Raw genomic sequence first — 16,717 nt, 5'->3', positions numbered from 1 at the left:
CATGCAGATCGGTCTTGTGGGTCTCGGCAAGATGGGCGGCAACATGCGCGAGCGCCTGCGCAACGCCGGCCACACCGTCATCGGCTACGACAACAACCCCGAGAAGTCCGACGTCGCCAGCCTGGCCGAGCTCGTCAACCAGCTGGAGGCGCCTCGCACAGTCTGGGTCATGGTCCCGGCCGGCGAACCCACCCAGCACGTCATCGACCGCCTGGCGGACCTTCTCAAGCCGTACGACACGGTGGTGGACGGCGGCAACTCGCGCTGGACGGACGACGAGAAGCACGCCGAGGAACTGAGCAAGCGCGGCATCGGCTTCGTCGACGCGGGCGTCTCCGGCGGCGTGTGGGGACTGAAGAACGGCTACGCCCTGATGGTCGGCGGAGAGAAGGAGTACGTCGACCGGCTGCGGCCGATCTTCGAGGCGCTCAAGCCGGAGGGCCCGTACGGCTTCGTCCACGCGGGCAAGGTCGGCGCCGGGCACTTCGCGAAGATGGTCCACAACGGCATCGAGTACGCGATGATGCAGGCCTACGCCGAGGGCTGGGAGCTGCTGGAGGCCGTGGACTCGGTGGACAACGTCCGCGAGGTGTTCCGCTCCTGGCAGGACGGCACCGTCATCCGCTCCTGGCTGCTCGACCTGGCGGTGGACGCCCTGGACGAGGACGAGCACCTGGAGGAGCTCAGGGGCTACGCCCAGGACTCCGGTGAGGGACGCTGGACGGTGGAGGCCGCGATCGACAACTCCGTGCCGCTGCCCGCGATCACCGCCTCTCTCTACTCCCGGTTCGCCTCCCGGCAGGACGACTCGCCGCAGATGAAGATGATCGCGGCGCTGCGCAACCAGTTCGGCGGCCACGCCGTCGAGTCCGCGAAGAAGGCGTAGGACGTGGGTGATCTACTGCTGGTCCGCCACGGCGAGACGGAGTGGAGCCGGAGCGGACAGCACACCAGCTTCACCGACCTGCCCCTCACCCCGCACGGTGAGGAGCAGGCCGCCTCGCTCGCCCCGCTCCTGACGGATCGCTCCTTCGCACTGGTCCTCACCAGCCCGCTCGGCCGCGCGGTGCGCACCGCCGAACTCGCGGGCCTGACGGGGGCCGTGCGGGAGGCGGACCTGCACGAGTGGCACTACGGCGCCTACGAGGGCGTCACCACCGAGGAGACACACCGCACCCGCCCCGACTGGGACCTGTGGACCGACGGGTGCCCGCCCGGCCCCGACGGCGAGCCCGGCGAGTCCCCCGAGGAGGTCGGCGAACGCGCCGACCGGGTGCTGGCCCGGGCGGAGAAGTCGCTGCCCGAGGGCGATGTGATGCTGGTGGCGCACGGCCACTTCCTCCGCGTCCTGACGGCCCGCCGGCTGGGTCTGCCTCCGGCGCGGGGGCAGTTGTTCCGGCTGGAGACCGGCACGGTCAGCCGACTGTCGACCGAGCACGGCCGGCCCGTGATCGCGGAGTGGAACTCCAGGGCGTAACGAGCCCCGGCCGGAGGTGAGTTGACACCTCCGGCCGGGCACGCCAGGGGTCCCGGCTGATGGAGCCCTCGCTTGCGGTAGAGGTGACGCCGCTGATGCCGTCGACGGCTTCAAGGCGGGGCGATCGCGATACCCCAGCTCAAGCAGCGGCTTCTGCCCACCATCGAACTGCCCATGGTGTCCGTGCTGGCGCCGTACCAGGGCGCCGACGAGGCACCGCAGCTCAACCCGGTGTTCCACACGATCCTCGCCACCGCCGTCACCGGCATCACCCGGACCGTCAGGTGCCGGTGAGCGCCCGTGCCGCGTGCTGCGCGGCCAGCCGCACCGGGGCGTTGGCGGCGCCGTAGCCCCGGTAGCCGCCGTCGCGCTGGACCAGTTCGAAGAAGACCCGGCCGACGGTGCGGGTGTAGCAGTGGCGGAAGACGCCGTGGTCGTCGCGGTCGTAGAGGATGCCGAGCTCGCGGTAGGTCTCCAGCTCGCCGTCGGCGAACTCGAAGCGGGCGGCGAGGTCGTCGAAGTAGTTCGCGGGCACCGGCAGCAGGCTGCCGCCCGCCTCGCGGAACCGGCGGGCCGCCGCGACCACGTCGTCTGTGGCCAGGGCGATGTGCTGGGCGTGGACGGTGTCGTCGGTGGGCGCGGCGCCGACGGTGAGGGCGATCCGGACGCTGCCGTCGGGGTTGGTGACGGCCCGGCTGCGCATCAGACCGTAGGGGTCGGCGACGTTCACGCTCTCCTGGGCGTGCAGGCCGAGCACGCCCTGGTGGAAGAGGGCCGCCTCGTCGAAGTGATGCCAGGGCTGGGTGAGGGCGAGGTGGTCGATGCCCCGGATGCCGGCTTGCGCCGGGGGCACGCCCGTGTTCTCGAAGTCGGCCCGCCAGTCGGGCAGTTCGGGACGGCCGGTGGCGCAGAAGAACAGCTCCGTGCCGTCGGGGGCGGCGACCGCGTCCAGCGGGGCGTCCTGCGGCGCGCGGCGGCGCGGCAGTACGGGCGCGAGCAGGGCCTCGGCCCGCCGGGCGGCTGCGGCCGGGTCCGGTGACTCCAGCCCGATCGCGGCGAGCCGGGTGCCGTCGCGGCGGACGGCCGTCCCGGTGTTGACCAGGACGCGGGCGTCGCCCTGCTCCCACAGGGCGACGGGCTTGCCGCCATGGCGAGCGGTGCGGGTGAAGCCCAGGGCGCCGAGCAGGGCGGCGAGGGGCTCGGCGTCGGGCGTGACCAGCTCGGCGAAGGCGACGCCGGTGGGGACGACGGGGGCGGGCAGTGGGGCCCTGCCCACCGTCTCCTGGAGGACCAGCAGGGAGCGCCGGGCGTCGACGGCGGTCGGACCGGCGTCGGCCTGCCGAAACACGTCGTTGAAGACCTCCAGGGAGAGCGGGCCGTGGTAGCCGGTGGCCAGCACCTGGCGCACCAACCCGGCCACGTCGAAGCCGCCCTGGCCGGGGAAGCAGCGGTGATGGCGGCTCCAATGCAGGACGTCCATGGCCGGCAGCGGGGCGTCGGCGAGCTGGAGGAAGAAGATCTTCTCGCCGGGGATGTCCGCGATGCCCTTGGGATCCGAGCCGCGCGAGAGGATGTGGAAGCTGTCCAGGCAGGTGCCGAGCGCGGGGTGACCGGCCGTCTCGACGATGCGCCAGGCGTGGTCGTACGTACTGATGTGCCGCCCCCACGCGAGCGCCTCGTAGGCGACCCGGACACCGGACTCCGCCGCCAGGTCGGCGAGCCGGCTCAGCTGCTCGGCGGCGAGGGCGTCGTCGTCCACCGCCTGCGGGGAGACGCTGGAGCAGACGAGGACCGTGTCGGCGCCGAGCCGGCGCATCAGCTCGAACTTGTGCCGGGCCCGCCGCAGGTTCCGGGCGAACTCCGCCTCGGGGACGGCCTCGATGTCCCGCATCGGCTGGTAGAGGTCGATGCGGAGCCCGAGGTCGGCGCAGCGGGCGCGGATGTCCTCGGGGGTGAGGGGGCAGGCCAGCAGGTCGTTCTCGAAGATCTCCACCCCGTCGAAGCCGGCCCGGGCGGCGGCGTCGAGTTTCCCGGTGAGGGAGCCGCTGAGGGAGACGGTGGCGATGGACGTACGCACGTCGGTACCTCTCTCTAGTTCGGAGCTCCGACGGCCCCGGCCAGTTCGGTCAGGTCCGCCAGCATCCGCGCGGCGTCGGGTTCCCGGCCGGTGAACAGGCGGAACGCGTCGGCGGCCTGGAAAGCGGCCATGCCGCCGCCGTCGAGGGTTGCGCAGCCCAAAGCACGGGCGGTCCGCAGCAACTCGGTTTCCAGCGGGCGGTAGACCACCTCGGCCACCCACAGTCCGGAGTGGAGCAGCCCGGCGGGCAGGGGCAGGCCGGGGTGGGCGGCCATGCCGGTGGGGGTCGCGTGCACGATGCCGTCGGCCGCGGCGAGCAGCTCGGCCTGCCGGTCCGGAGAGGCGGCGGCCGCCCGGCCGGCTCCGAAGGTCCGGTTGAGGGCTCCGGCCAGTGCTTCGGCCCGCTCGGGCAGGGCGTCGACGACGGTGACCCGCCCGGCGCCGAGGGTGAGCGTGGCGTGCGCGACGGCCGCCCCCGCACCGCCGGCGCCCAGCTGCACGACCCGCTCCAGCGGCGCGTCGGGCAGCCCGCGGGCGAACGAGGCGGCGAAGCCGGTGACGTCCGTGTTGTGGCCGACCGCGCGGCCGTCCTCGAAGACGACGGTGTTGACCGCGCCCAGCGCCTCGGCCTGCGGGGCGAGCGCGTCCAGGTGCTCGATGACGAGCTGCTTGCAGGGGTGCGTGATGTTGAGCCCGTCGAAGCCCAGGTCGCGGGCGGCGCGCACCAGGTCCCCGACCGCCTCGGGCGGCGCCCCGAGGGTGTCGATGTCGATCAGCCGGTACACCAGGCGCAGGCCCTGCCGGTCGGCCTCCCGCTCGTGCAGCGCCGGACTGAGTGACGGGCCGATGCCGGAACCGATCAGTCCGACGAGATACGACTCCTTGGGCACGCGCGCCTCCCGAGCGGCTCACTAATGTACGAACTAGTACGTTAGCTATATCAGTCGAGCACGGGCTCGGGAAGACCCCATGGGCGGACGGGCCCCTGCTCCTAGAATCACCGGCACCGGACCCTCCGCCCGAAGGAACCTGATGACCAGCGTCGAAGAACCGGCACGATCCGGCGAGCGCATCCGTGACGCCGCCCGCACCCGGGCCGAGATCCTCGACGTCGCCACCCAGGAGTTCGCCCGGGCCGGCTACGACGGCGCCCGGGTGGACGAGATCGCCGCCCGCACAAGCACCACCAAGCGGATGATCTACTACTACTTCGGCGGCAAGGAGCAGTTGTTCACGGCCGTGCTGGAGCGCGCGTACGGCGTGATCCGGGAGGCCGAGCAGGAGCTCGACGTCGACCACCTGGACCCGGTGGCGGCGATCCGGCGGCTGGCCGAGCTGACCTTCGACCACCACGAGCAACACCCGGACTTCATCCGCCTGGTCAGCATCGAGAACATCCACGAGGCCCACCACATCGCCGGCTCCGAGAAGCTCGGGAAGATCGGCTCCCCCGCCCTGGACGTGATCCGCCGGATCCTGGCATCGGGCCAGGAGTCCGGCCTGTTCACGGCCGACGTCGACGCCGTCGACCTGCACGCCATGATCTCCTCCTTCTGCTTCTTCCGGGTCTCCAACCGGCACACCTTCGGCGCGCTGTTCGGCCGCGACCTGCTCGACGGGGCGCAGCGCGCGCACTACCGGGCGATGCTGGGCGACATGGTGATCGCGTACCTGACGGCGGAGCGCTCGGCCGGCTGAACGCCCGGCGCACCACCCCTTGACACCGGCGACACACGGGCGCAGCATCTCTGGCCATCCCCTACTAACTACCCAGTGGGTTAATTAGCCGCGATCCGGCACGTCCCCTCTGCTCGTCCGTCGCCCGCTCCGCTTCAGTGTGGAGCCCCCGAAGGAGCCGCCGTGTCCGTCCCCGCCATGCCCTCAGGGTCCGCCGCCCCGCCCGGTCAGCCCAGGAAGGCCGCCACCGCCGCCTGGATCGGCAGCGCCCTGGAGTACTACGACTTCTTCATCTACGGCAGCGCCGCCGCGCTGATCTTCCCCGCGGTGTTCTTCGACGCGTCCGACCCGGCGACCGCGACCCTGCTGTCGCTGGCCACGTTCGGCGTCGCGTACGCCGCCCGCCCGGTGGGCGCGCTGGTGCTCGGGCACTTCGGCGACAAGCTCGGCCGCAAGAAGATCATGGTCTTCACGCTGATGCTGATGGGCCTGTCGACGTTCCTCATCGGCTGTCTGCCGACCCGGGACCAGGTCGGCTCTCTCGCCCCCGTCCTGCTGGTGCTGTGCCGGGTGCTGCAGGGCATCTCGGCGGCGGGCGAGCAGGCCAGCGCCAACTCCATGACGCTGGAGCACGCGCCGCCGGACCGGCGCGGCTTCTTCACCAGCTTCACCCTCAGCGGCACCCAGGGCGGCCAGCTGCTGGCCACGCTGGTGTTCATCCCGGTCGCCGCGCTGCCCGAGGACCAGCTGCTGTCGTGGGGCTGGCGGCTGCCGTTCTGGCTGAGCGTCGGGGTCGCCGTCGTCGGCTGGGTCATCCGCCGCAAGCTGGACGAGACCCCGGCCTTCGCCCAGCAGGCCGCCGAGGAGGGTGTGGTCAAGCTGCCCCTCGTGATCCTGCTCCGCGAGCACTGGGCGGATGTGCTGCGGGTGATCGGGGGCGCGCTGATCGCCTCGGTCAGCACGATCTTCACGGTGTGGGCGCTGGCGTACGCCACGAGCGAGGCGGTCGGCATGTCGCGTACGGCCATGCTGTGGGTGGGCGCCCTGGCCAATGTCGTCGCGCTCGCGGCGATCCCGCTGTGGGCGACGCTGTCCGACCGGATCGGGCGCCGCCCGGTGTTCCTGATCGGCGCGGCCGGCAGCGCGGTGACGATGTTCCTGTACCTGTGGGCGGTCTCCACGGGCTCCTACCCGCTGACGTTCCTGACGGGCATCGTCTGCTTCGGCGTCGTCTACAGCGCCGCGAACGGGGTGTGGCCCGCGTTCTACGGCGAGATGTTCGCGACCCGGGTCCGGCTGTCCGGCGTGGCCATCGGTACGCAGATCGGGTTCGCGGTGGCCGGGTTCGCGGTGACGTTCGCGGCGCGGATCGCGGGGCCGGAGGGTGACGACTGGTCGGCGGTCGCGCTGTTCACGGCGGCGTTGTGCGTGCCGCCGGTGATCGCGGCGGTGTCGGCGCGGGAGACCCACCGGGTCCCCACGGAGAGGCTGGGCGAGCGCACCGGACCCGGGGCCGTGTGGCAGGAGAAGGTGACGGCCTGAGGTCATCAGGCCGTCCTGCCGGGCTCCTTGAGGGCCCGGCAGCCGGTGGTGGTGCGTCGGGTGCGGGTCCGTGGGGTCCGGTCGCGCAGTTCCCCGCGCCCCTCGGGTACCTTGCCCCGAGCCTCGACCGGTTCAGCCGTTGGACCAGGCCCGCCGGCACAGGACCAGGCGGTAGCCGTCGGGGTCCTCCACGGTGACCCCCCACTCGTTCCAGTACGGGTTGGGGGACTCCACCCGCTTGCCGCCGTGCTCCTTCAGGCGGGCGACCAGGTCGTCGGGGACGGGGCCGTCCACGTAGACGACCAGCAGGTCCTCCTCCGTGGGGCGGGGTTCCACCGGTCGTGCGGGCTCGTGCACGAGCTCCAGGTGCCAGTCGGCGTCGGGCCAGCCGAGCATCAGCAGGTCGTGCTCCCCCGGTTCGTCCCCGCCCTCGGCCCGCCACAGCACTCCGAGCCCGAGTCCCCCGCTCCAGAACCGCTCAGCTGCCGCGAGGTCCCTGGAGGGACGGGCGATACGGATGTGACTGCGACCGTTCACGGGCATCGTGACCTCTTCTCCTGGCGTCCTGAGCACGGCGACGACCCGAGCCTAGGAACGCGGCCCCCACCAGGCCATCGGCCATTGGTCCTCCGTCCCGGGCCCGAGGCCCCTCGCTCACCTGTTCTTGCGCGATCATGAACCGTTCCTGCACCCCGATGGGGTCTGAGGCGGTCCGGGTGGGGTATGCCGGATCTCACCTCGACGAGCGCGACGGGAGACGAGCCATGGCACAGCTGCGACAAGAGGTCGATCCGGGTGAGGCCGGGCTGGATCCGCAGGTGCTGGGCCGCCTGGACCGGCACTTCGCCCGGCTGGTCGACGAAGGGCGTCTGCCGGGCTTCCTGGTCTCCGTCGCCCGGGGCGGGCGCGTCGCCCACCTCGCGACGCACGGCCGGCGTGACATCGCGGCCGGGCTCCCGGTCGAGCCCGACACCCTGTGGCGGGTCTACTCCATGACGAAGCCGGTCACCGCGGTCGCCGCGCTGTTGCTCGTGGAGGAGGGCCGGCTGTCTCCGGACGATCCCGTCGCCGACCACCTGCCCGCGTTCGCCGACCCCCGGGTCTACGTCGGCGGCTCCGGCGCCGACGTCGAGACCCGCCCCGCCGACGGCCCCCTACTGGTCCGGCACCTGATGACCCACACCTCGGGCCTGACCTTCGGCTTCTATCACGCCCACCCGGTCGACGCCCTGTACCGCGAGGCCCGCCTGGAGTCGTCGGTGCCGCCGGGTGCGGACCTGGCCGAGACCATCGAGGTGTACGCGAGCCTGCCGCTGCAGTTCGAGCCGGGCACCGAGTGGAACTACTCGGTGGCCGCCAACGTCCTGGGCCGGATCATCGAGGTCGTGTCCGGGCAGCCGCTCGACGTGTTCTGCGCCGAGCGGATCTTCGGGCCGCTCGGCATGACGGACGCGGGCTTCCACGTCACGGACGCGCAGGCGCCCCGGCTCTCCGAGATGTACGGGGAGAAGGAGGGCGGTGGCATCGAGCCGATCCCGGGGCTCCCGCTACGTGGCCGGCCACGGTTCCTGTCGGGCAGCGGCGGCATGGTGTGCTCGGCCCACGACTACCACCGCTTCATGGAGATGCTGCGCCGCCGGGGCGAACTCGACGGCGTGCGGCTGCTCGCCCCGCGGACCGTGGACCTGATGACCCGCAACCACCTGCCCGGCGGAGCCGACCTGCGGGCCTTCGGCAGCCGCCCCGCCCATGACGAGCCCGGCAACGAGGGGCTCGGCTTCGGCTTCAACTGCTCCGTGGTGATCGATCCGTCCCGCACCCTGGTGCCGACCGGGCTCGGCGCCTTCGGCTGGAGCGGGGTGGCCACCACGACGTTCTGGGTCGATCCGGGCCGCGATCTGACGGTGCAGTTCATGACGCAGGTGCGGCCCAGGACCTCCCACTCGGTCTTCAAGGACCTCAAGCGGATGGTCCACGAGGCCCTGTCGGACTGACGCCCGCTACTGGTCGACGCGGAGTGTGAACTCCACTCCGTCCCGGGCGAGTTCCCGCAGCCACTGCTCGGACCGGGCGGCCGTCTCGGCGGCGCGGTTCAGGCCCGGCGGCAGGGAGCCGTCCAGGATGTGCCGGACGCCGAGGGCGAGGGTCCGCGAGACGCAGCGGGCCATCGCGCTCTCCTCCGCGTCGCCCACCAGGTCCAGCAGGTAGCCGCCCGCCCACGCCCGCCCGGACTCGGCCCGCACGTCCAGCGACACGGCGAGGACGACCCGGTCGTGGTCGTCCTCTGTGGTCGGGTAGGCGGCGGCCAGTTCCCGGGCCAGGGCGGCGATGCGGTTGTCGTCGCCGGCCCTGAGCTCCTCGAAGACACCGTCCCAGGCGCGCAGCCAGCCCTCCAGCCGCAGGGTGCCGCGCACGAACGTCCGCGGTGTCCAGGCGTCCGGCAGTCCGTACTGCGCGACGAACGGGACGCTGTCGCGGTTGGGGTAGACCTCGAAGGCCTCCCCGTCGACGACATGCCGCCGGGTCGCCTCCCACGGCCGCTCGGCGACCGTCGGCGCACCGTCCTCGATGTAACGGGCCGGGGAGCGCAGGGCGCCCAGCACCCCCGCGGGTGCCCAGCTGAAGCGGTACGTGAAGTCGTTCGGGACGGCGGGGACTCCGCCGCAGTACGACGTGAGGGTGTACGAGGCGGGCGTGTCGTCGCCGATGGCCTCCCGTGCCCGGGCGACCAGGGCATGGGCGAAGAGGTGGTCGATGCCCGGGTCGAGCCCGGCCTCGGTGAGGACGACGAGCCCGGCCTTCGCGGCGGCCGGCACCTGCTCCAGCACCGCGTCCGACACATAACTGGAGCACGCGAAGTGCGCCCCCTGCCGTACGCACTCCGCCAGGAGCGGTGCGTGCTCGGGGGCGGGCAGCATCGACACGACGACATCGCCCGGCGAGAGTTCGGCGGCGAGCGCGGGCAACGTGTAGGCGCGGGGCTCGGCCCGTCCGGTGAGGCCCAGCCGGCCGAGGGCGTCGGCGGCCCGGCTCTCGGTGCGGTGCCAGAGCCGGACCCGCTGGGCCGTGTCGCACAGCGCCGCGAGACCACTGCCCGTGGACAGGCCGGCGCCGATCCAGTGGACGGTGCCGCTCGCCGCCGCCGGTTCAGTGCTCAAGGGACTCCCCCTTGTCGAGGCCGTGGGCGCGGGACGCGTCACGGAAGCGGTCCAGGCAGCGCCCCCATGGTCCTAGGACGCCGAAGTCGAGCAGGTGGGGCAGGAGGGCGGCCGAGAAGTCGGCGCTGGACTCCAGCGGCAGCAGGGAGGGCAGGTTGTCGATGGCGATGAGGTCGAGCGGGGGTGCGTCGCGCAGCCGTCGTACGGGCTCGTCCCAGGAGGTGGTGTCGTCGTACACCGGGAGGACGTTGAGCGGGGAACCGACGTCGCAGGTCACGTCGCACAGGGTGCGCAGGAGGCGGTCCGGGGTGTCGAGGTCCCGCTCGCGCAGGAAGGGCGGGACGGGGGTGGTGGCGAGCACCGCGTTCACCATCACGTCGTGCCGCAGCAGGGCCGGTCGGTCCAGGTCCCGCGTCTCGGCGAGGTCCCAGCAGGTGGGGTCGACGCCGGCGGTGGCGAAGGCCGCGCGGGCACCGCGGCCGCTGCGGCCCAGGGCGCCGATGACGAGGCCCGAGAACCCGGCGTCGGCGGCGGCGGGCTTCAGCGTTTCGTCCAGGTCTTCCTTGGTGGTCGGCGTCAGGGGCGCCCGCAGCCGGCCCCGCTGCCCAAGCACGGCCAGGGCGGCGCCCAGATAGCCGGCCCAGAAACCGAAGGCGGCCAGGCGTCGTCCGGTGTCGTCCACCAGGTACTCCAGGTCGAACAGCGCCCCGCCCCCGGCGGCGAACCGGCCCAGCAGCTCCGCCGCTCCCGGCTGGCCCTTGTAGGCGTGGCCGAAGAAGATGTGCCGGTGCGTCAGCTCGGCCGGGTCCTCGGGCAGTTCCTTCAGGCCGAGCACGACGGCGTCCCGGGGTGCCGTCACCCAGGAGCCCGCGGGGGCGACGCGGCAGCCGGCCGCCTCGTACTCCTCGACCGGGAAGACCCGCTGCGGGGACTCCTCGACGGTCAGTTCCACTCCGTTCCCGACGAGCCGCCGGGCGTCGTCGGGAACGATCGGAGCGCGTCGCTCGGTCGTGCGGGCCTCATGGCGCAGCCACAGATGGAGCTCGGTCATACCTGATGGGCCTCCGGCGTGAGGCGTCGGCCGCTGGAGGCCGACGCTCAAAAGACGGACGTCCACGAAGCGTACGCGGCCCGCCTGCGGGTCGCGCACGGATTCGCCCAGGTCACGTCGGGAACCGGAATCGGCCGAGCGGTCAGGAGGAGCTGACCACCGCGTCCAGATGGGGCAGGTGGTGGTCGAGCCGTTCCCGCTTGGTGCGCAGATAGGTGATGTTGTTCTCGCACGGCGGGATCAGCAGCGGCACCGTCTCGGCGACGGTGATGCCGTGGTCCACCAGCGCCTCACGCTTGCGCGGGTTGTTGGACATCAGCCGCACGGACCGCACGCCCAGGTCGTCCAGGATCCGGGCGGCGACGCCGTAGTCGCGGGCGTCGACCGGCAGGCCGAGGGCGAGGTTGGCCTCTACGGTGTCCAGGCCCTCCGCCTGCAGGGCCATCGCACGCAGCTTGCCGAGCAGGCCGATGCCGCGGCCTTCATGCCCTCTGAGGTAGACCACGACACCGGCTCCTTCGGCGACGACCGCGCGCAGGGCGGCGTCGAGCTGGTCGCCGCACTCGCAGTGCTGGGAGCCGAAGGCGTCGCCGGTCAGGCACTCCGAGTGCAGCCGGATGAGGACGTCGTCCGCGCCGATCTCCCCGTAGACCAGCGCCACCTGTTCGTCACCGCGGTCGTGGTCCAGGTAGCCGACCGCCTGGAATTTCCCGTACACGGTGGGCAGGGGGGCATTCACGACGCGTTCCACACCGGTCCGCTGCGTCGACTTCTTGCCGAGTACGCCAATGTTGTCTGTCATGATTCTCGAGTTCCTAAGCAGAGACGAAAGGCCGTGACGTTATGAGTGATCTGGTGCCGGCGGACACCACGGAAGACGTACGGACGCGGGGCGCCGGTGTCTCACGGCAGGTCGCGGTGCTTCCCGTGGGGAGCTTCGAGCAGCACGGTGCGTACCTCCCGCTGGCGACCGACACGCTCGTCGCCTGTGCCGTCGCGCGGGAGATAGCCGGCGCGTACCCGGTGCACCTCCTTCCTCCGGTGACGATCTCGTGCTCGCACGAGCACGCGGCCTGGCCGGGGACCGTCAGCATCTCCTCGGTGACCCTTCATGCGGTGGTACGGGACATTGCGGCTTCGCTCCGCCGGTCCGGGGTCGACGTCCTGGTGGTGGTCAACGGGCACGGCGGCAACTACGTGCTGGGCAACGTGGTTCAGGAATCCTCCGCCCGCGGCGAGCGGATGGCGCTCTTCCCGGCCGCGGAGGACTGGGAGGCGGCGCGCGAGCGGGCGGGTGTGGTCACCTCGCTGCTCACCGACATGCACGCGGGGGAAATTGAGACCTCCATCCTTCTGCACGCTCATCCCGAAATGCTCCGACCCGGTTATGAGACTTCCGATTTCGTCGCTGACGACCGGCGTCATCTGCTCACCCTCGGCATGTCCGGCTATACCGATTCCGGTGTCATCGGCCGTCCTTCGCTGGGTTCGGCGGAAAAAGGGAAGGAACTCCTGGCGAGCCTCGCGGATTCCTTCGGGGCGTATTTCTCGATGCTGACCTCCGACGCGTAGTCACCCTGCGGCGCGGGGGCGGGTGCCGGGGCCTGAGCGGTGGCCCCGGCCCGCACGCCCGCGTACCAGCGGGCCACGAGCACGATCAGGCCGGGCAGGCTGGCGACGAGGCTGAGCACCCCGTAGACGACCGCGACGGCCAGCCCCCGGCCGGCGCCCAGGCCGGCGGCGCCGAACGCCCAGGCGGTGACGCCCTCCCGGGGTCCCCAGCCGCCGACGTTGAGCGGCAGGCCCATCGCCAGCAGGGCGAGAACGGCGAGGGGCAGCAGGACGGCCACGGAGGCGGCGGTCCCGGCGACACGGGCGGCGAGTACGAACATCGCGACGTAACCTGCCAGCACCGCCACGGAGGAGACAACCACTCCGGGCCCGTTCTCCCGCGACAGCAGCCCGTGGCGGGTTTCGGCGAGGGCCGCGCGCAGCCTGCGGCCACGCCGGGAGGGTGCCGTGCGGTTCATGCGCAGGGCCAGGACGACGGCGACTGCCCCGAGGACGGTCAGGGCCGCCAGCGGGGCGACGTGCCGGGCCTCGGTCAGCACCGGGGACGGCATGGTCAGCAGGACGACGGCCCCGACGGCGAACAACGCGATCTGCCCGGCTGCCCGTTCGAGGACGACGGCCTTCACGCCCCGCCGCACGTCCCCCTCGCTCTGCCCGTGCCGCACGGCCCGGTGCACATCGCCGAGGACGCCGCCGGGCAGGGCCGCGTTCAGGAACAGGGCGCGGTAGTAGTCCGCGACGGCCGGCCCGAACGGCAGCCGGATCCTGAGCCCCCGGGCCACGATCGCCCACCGCCACGCGCTGCACACGGTGGTGGCGAGGCCGATACCGAGCGCGAGCAGCAGCGACATCCCGTCGATCCGCCGCAGCCCGTCCAGGAAGACGCCGGTGCCGAGCCGCCAGAACAGCACGCCCAGGATGGCGATTCCGGCGACGGTGCCGAGGTGCGTACGGACCTTGGGAGAGCCGAGGCGGGCCAGGGCCGTACGGAGGGGGCCAGGGGCAGGGGGACCCGCCGGGGTGGTGCCGACCGGGACTTCGGCCTTTCGGCCCGGGGCGGCGGGCTCGCTCCTGTCTCCGGCGGCCGGGCGCGGCACGACCGCGTCCGCCCGGGCCGTGCCCGCCGCACCGGATGCCGCGGGCACCCGGACGCCGCCCCCGTTCGCGGGCACACGGGGGTTGTCCGTGGGCATGGTGCGCGGGCGCGTTCCCGTCGCCTGGGGGCTCATGACGCTCCGCCCCCCGGCCGGGACAGGGCCAGGAGGTCGACGTGGTGGACGGTGACGCGCAGCTCGCCCGCTGCGAGGGCGGCCAGCCGGTTGGTCAGGTAGACGTCGGCCTCGGCCCGCAGCTCGGGGCGCTCCTCGACGGCGGCGCCGACCCAGCCGCGCAGCCACTGCTCGGTCAGCGCGGCCTGCTCGGGGCCCAGCCGCCAGGGGCTCGGGTGCAGCCGTACGGTCGCGCCGTGCTCGGAGAACGCCTCCGCCGCCGCCGTGACCGCGTCGGGGCCGAGCAGGCCGTCGCGGCGCTGGTGGTCGTTGAAGGCCTGGACCAGCTCCGCGTCCAGCGGGTGGGGCGGGGTCAGTTCGACCCGCCCTGCGACGGACAGCGTCAGCAGGGCGGGGCAGCCGGCGCCGGCGCACGCGGCGGCGAGGGTGTCGATCTCCTCCCGGGTGAGGACGTCCAGCAGGGCGGACGCGGTCACCAGGGACGCGCCTTGCAGGGCGTCCGGGGTGAGGCGGGCGACGTCGCCGCGGCGGGTCTCCACGGTGACCCGGCTGCCGTCGGCGGCCGAGCGTGGGGAGGAGACGGCGGCGAAGTGCAGCAGGTAGGGGTCGCGGTCGTGCAGGATCCAGTGCTGGGCGCCGTCCAGGCGGGACGCGAGCCAGCGGCCCATCGAGCCGGTGCCGCAGCCCAGGTCGTGGATGACGACGCCCGACTTGCCCGGCATGTTGGCGAGCCGGATCCGCAGCGGGTCGAGCAGGTCGTGCGCCCGCCCGGCGGCGTCGGCCGGTTCCCGCAGCTCCAGCCACTCAGGCGCGTACCGGGGCGGGTCGTCCGGGTTGGCCTCACGCAGCTTGACGGTCGGCCGCGAGCCGGGCTTGCCGCTGGGGCCGGCGCCGGGTATGACGGCGCCGGGGACGTGCCCCGGGCCGAACGCCACGCTGGAGCCGAGACCGGGGACCGCGGCGTGCTCGGTCGCCCGGGCTGCGGACTCGCCGCCGATGCGCCCGGACGGCCCGCCGGGAACCACGCCGGGGACGTCCGCCGCGACGGCCTGCCCCGAGCCGGGCTTCGTGCCCGGCGTCGCGCTGTCCGTCCCGCCCGTGACCTCCCTCGGTCCGGGCTGCGCCGGTATCGCCCCGCCCTGCTGGGTCGTCGTCGCCGGGTTCGTCATGCGGCCCTCCGGGGTTCGGTCGGGAGCCGGCGCAGGACCGCGGCCAGGCTCTGTGCGGTCGTCGCCCAGCCGGCGAGGGCGGCGCGGCGGCTGCGGGCGGCGGCCTTCAGGCGGCGTCGTACGTCCGCCTCGCCGAACCAGCCGCGCAGTTCGGCGGCGATGGCGGCGGGGTTCTCCGGCGGGACGAGGATGCCGGGCACGCCGCCGTCGGGCGCGCGGCCGACCGCCTCCGGCAGCCCGCCGACGTCCGTGGCCATCACCGGGATACCCCGGGCCAGGGCCTCGGTCACCGCCATGCCGTACGTCTCGGCGTAGGAGGTGAGGACCATCAGGTCGGCGGTCGCGTAGGCGGCGTCCAGCGCGGGGCCGGACTTCGGCCCGGCCAGCTCGAGCCGGTCCTGGAGGCCGTGCTTCTCGATGAGGGACCGCAGATGGGCGACGTACTCCGGTTCCTGGGTCAGGCTCCCGACGCACACGCAGCTCCACGGCAGGTCGCGCACCGCGGCCAGCGCCTCCACCAGCCGGTGCTGGCCCTTGCGCGGGGTCACGGCGGCCACGCACAGCAGGCGTGACACCCCGTCCGTGCCGGGCGCGAGCGGCGCGATGTCGGCGCCGGGGGCGGCGACATGAACGCGCTCGGGGGGAAGGCCGTGGTGGGAGACCAGGCGGCGGACCGCCCAGTCGCTGGTGGCGATCACCGCCGGCACCGCCCGCAGCACCGTCCGCTCCTTGGCGTCCAGCTCGGCGGCCACCTCCGCGTCGAGCCCCGTCTCGTCGCCGAGTGGGAGGTGGACGAGGACGGCCATGCGCAGCCGTTCCGCCTCGGGCACCACGATCTCCGGCACACCGCAGGCCACCAGCCCGTCGAGGAGCACGACGGCCCCGTCGGGCAACGCGGCCAGGGCGCCCGCCAGTTCCGTACGGGCGTCGGCTCCGGGCCGGGGCCAGTCGCCGGCCACGGCGTGCTTGGTGACCTGCCAGCCGAAGCCGGGCAGGTCCAGGCAGACGCGCCGGTCATAGGCGTTGCCGCCGCTCGGCGCCTTCGGGTCGTCGACGCCGCCCGGCAGCACGAAGTGCACGGTGCGCAGGGACATGGGGATGATCTCGGCGTTCTTCAGGGAAGCGTGCTGCACGGGAACATAATTCAGCCGCGCCGGCGCCGGCCCGGGCTGCCCGGGCCGTTCGATCGTCGTGTCGGTCACAGCGCACGCTCGTAGCTCGCCCAGGCGATGTGCGACTCGTGCAGCGTGACGGTGAGGCCAGCGATGCCCTTGGCGCCCTCGCCCAGCGCCCCCTTGTGGATGCGCTCGGCGAGCCGGTCGGCGATGACCTTGGCGAGGAACTCCGTGGAGGTGTTGACCCCCGCGAAGTCGGGCTCGTTGTCGAGATTGCGGTAGTTCAGCTCGCTGACGACCGCGCCGAGTTCCTGGGTGGCCAGCCCGATGTCGACGACGATGTTGTCCTCGTCCAGCTGCTCGCGCCGGAACGTGGCGTCCACGAGGAACGTGGCCCCGTGCAGGCGCTGGGCCGGTCCGAAGACGTCGCCACGGAAGCTGTGGGCGATCATGATGTGATCGCGGACGGTGATGCTGAACAACGGACGACCCTCCAGGTGCGGCGCGTCTGCTCCCCGCTCTCGGTGCCGGGGATGCCGAGTAGTACGGACCGTTGCCTTCCCCTGTTCAGCCTGTCGTACGTCTTTTCTCAGGTCAGGCGCTCTTGCCGTGGCCAACTCGTACCGGATGGAACGAATCGTCAGCCGATG

The 16,717-nt window shown here is 72.9% G+C and carries 15 protein-coding genes and 1 pseudogene; 6 read left to right on the top strand and 10 right to left on the bottom strand.

What is annotated here, in order from left to right; genetic code table 11:
- The first annotated feature begins 1 nt into the window (after position 1).
- Positions 2 to 886, top strand: a complete 885-nt coding sequence (gene gnd, locus QOL88_RS33215; protein ID WP_097221934.1) for a phosphogluconate dehydrogenase (NAD(+)-dependent, decarboxylating) — start codon at positions 2 to 4, stop codon at positions 884 to 886.
- Positions 887 to 889: 3 nt separating this feature from the next.
- On the top strand, positions 890 to 1,477 hold the full coding sequence (locus QOL88_RS33210) for a histidine phosphatase family protein (RefSeq protein WP_097221933.1): 588 nt from the start codon (positions 890 to 892) through the stop codon (positions 1,475 to 1,477).
- Positions 1,478 to 1,757: 280 nt separating this feature from the next.
- Here QOL88_RS33210 and QOL88_RS33205 read toward each other — a convergent pair whose 3' ends face one another.
- Both QOL88_RS33205 and QOL88_RS33200 read right to left on the bottom strand, forming a co-directional pair.
- Positions 1,758 to 3,554: a bifunctional sugar phosphate isomerase/epimerase/4-hydroxyphenylpyruvate dioxygenase family protein gene (locus QOL88_RS33205; protein WP_097221932.1), complete on the bottom strand. Its 1,797-nt coding sequence runs from the start codon at positions 3,552 to 3,554 to the stop codon at positions 1,758 to 1,760.
- 14 nt (positions 3,555 to 3,568) lie between these two features.
- Positions 3,569 to 4,444, bottom strand: a complete 876-nt coding sequence (locus QOL88_RS33200; protein WP_097221931.1) for a shikimate dehydrogenase — start codon at positions 4,442 to 4,444, stop codon at positions 3,569 to 3,571.
- Positions 4,445 to 4,586: 142 nt separating this feature from the next.
- Between QOL88_RS33200 and QOL88_RS33195 the strand changes: the two genes are divergently transcribed.
- A complete protein-coding gene (locus QOL88_RS33195) occupies positions 4,587 to 5,252 on the top strand; it encodes a TetR/AcrR family transcriptional regulator (RefSeq protein ID WP_097221930.1) in 666 nt (221 codons plus the stop codon).
- Positions 5,253 to 5,414: 162 nt separating this feature from the next.
- Positions 5,415 to 6,773: an MFS transporter gene (locus QOL88_RS33190; RefSeq protein ID WP_097221929.1), complete on the top strand. Its 1,359-nt coding sequence runs from the start codon at positions 5,415 to 5,417 to the stop codon at positions 6,771 to 6,773.
- A gap of 132 nt (positions 6,774 to 6,905) precedes the next feature.
- Here the strand turns inward: QOL88_RS33190 and QOL88_RS33185 are convergent, their stop codons facing one another.
- On the bottom strand, positions 6,906 to 7,316 hold the full coding sequence (locus QOL88_RS33185) for a VOC family protein (RefSeq protein ID WP_097221928.1): 411 nt from the start codon (positions 7,314 to 7,316) through the stop codon (positions 6,906 to 6,908).
- A 221-nt stretch (positions 7,317 to 7,537) separates the two neighbouring features.
- Between QOL88_RS33185 and QOL88_RS33180 the strand changes: the two genes are divergently transcribed.
- Positions 7,538 to 8,767, top strand: coding sequence for a serine hydrolase domain-containing protein (locus QOL88_RS33180; protein ID WP_097221927.1), 1,230 nt, complete (start codon positions 7,538 to 7,540; stop codon positions 8,765 to 8,767).
- Between the two features lie 6 nt (positions 8,768 to 8,773).
- On the opposite strand, the gene QOL88_RS33175 is transcribed toward QOL88_RS33180, so the two are convergent.
- From QOL88_RS33175 to ribA, 3 genes are all read right to left on the bottom strand, one after another.
- A complete protein-coding gene (locus QOL88_RS33175; protein ID WP_097221926.1) occupies positions 8,774 to 9,931 on the bottom strand; it encodes a saccharopine dehydrogenase family protein in 1,158 nt (385 codons plus the stop codon).
- The gene (locus tag QOL88_RS33170) at positions 9,921 to 10,982 is read right to left on the bottom strand and encodes a saccharopine dehydrogenase (RefSeq protein ID WP_097221925.1); all 1,062 of its coding nucleotides are present in this window, start codon (positions 10,980 to 10,982) and stop codon (positions 9,921 to 9,923) included. The genes QOL88_RS33175 and QOL88_RS33170 overlap by 11 nt, the downstream gene beginning before the upstream one ends.
- 142 nt (positions 10,983 to 11,124) lie before the next feature.
- The gene (gene ribA / locus QOL88_RS33165) at positions 11,125 to 11,784 is read right to left on the bottom strand and encodes a GTP cyclohydrolase II (protein ID WP_097221924.1); all 660 of its coding nucleotides are present in this window, start codon (positions 11,782 to 11,784) and stop codon (positions 11,125 to 11,127) included.
- Between the two features lie 41 nt (positions 11,785 to 11,825).
- Here ribA and QOL88_RS33160 point away from each other — a divergent pair, with 41 nt between their 5' ends.
- Positions 11,826 to 12,554: a creatininase family protein gene (locus tag QOL88_RS33160; protein WP_097221923.1), complete on the top strand. Its 729-nt coding sequence runs from the start codon at positions 11,826 to 11,828 to the stop codon at positions 12,552 to 12,554.
- 152 nt (positions 12,555 to 12,706) lie between these two features.
- On the opposite strand, the pseudogene QOL88_RS33155 reads toward QOL88_RS33160, so the two are convergent.
- The 4 genes and pseudogenes from QOL88_RS33155 to QOL88_RS33140 form a co-directional block, all read right to left on the bottom strand.
- Positions 12,707 to 13,747, bottom strand: a pseudogene (locus QOL88_RS33155) (lysylphosphatidylglycerol synthase transmembrane domain-containing protein); the annotation flags it as partial.
- A 32-nt stretch (positions 13,748 to 13,779) separates the two neighbouring features.
- Entirely contained in the window at positions 13,780 to 14,952 is a 1,173-nt protein-coding gene (locus QOL88_RS33150) for a methyltransferase domain-containing protein (RefSeq protein WP_257027962.1), read from the bottom strand.
- Entirely contained in the window at positions 14,949 to 16,154 is a 1,206-nt protein-coding gene (locus QOL88_RS33145) for a glycosyltransferase family 4 protein (RefSeq protein ID WP_283445917.1), read from the bottom strand. Before QOL88_RS33145 ends, QOL88_RS33150 begins: the two co-directional genes overlap by 4 nt.
- Positions 16,151 to 16,549 carry a 6-pyruvoyl trahydropterin synthase family protein gene (locus QOL88_RS33140; RefSeq protein ID WP_030843501.1) on the bottom strand — a complete coding sequence of 133 codons (399 nt, stop codon included), beginning with the start codon at positions 16,547 to 16,549 and terminating at the stop codon, positions 16,151 to 16,153. The genes QOL88_RS33145 and QOL88_RS33140 overlap by 4 nt, the downstream gene beginning before the upstream one ends.
- Positions 16,550 to 16,717: the final 168 nt, after the last annotated feature.

Origin of the sequence: Streptomyces sp. Ag82_O1-12 (assembly GCF_900182715.1) — a bacterium.
GTDB classification, from domain to species: Bacteria; Actinomycetota; Actinomycetes; order Streptomycetales; family Streptomycetaceae; genus Streptomyces; species Streptomyces massasporeus.
The sequence above is the reverse complement of the archived record's forward strand: the minus strand, read 5'-3'. Positions and strand labels throughout refer to the sequence as shown.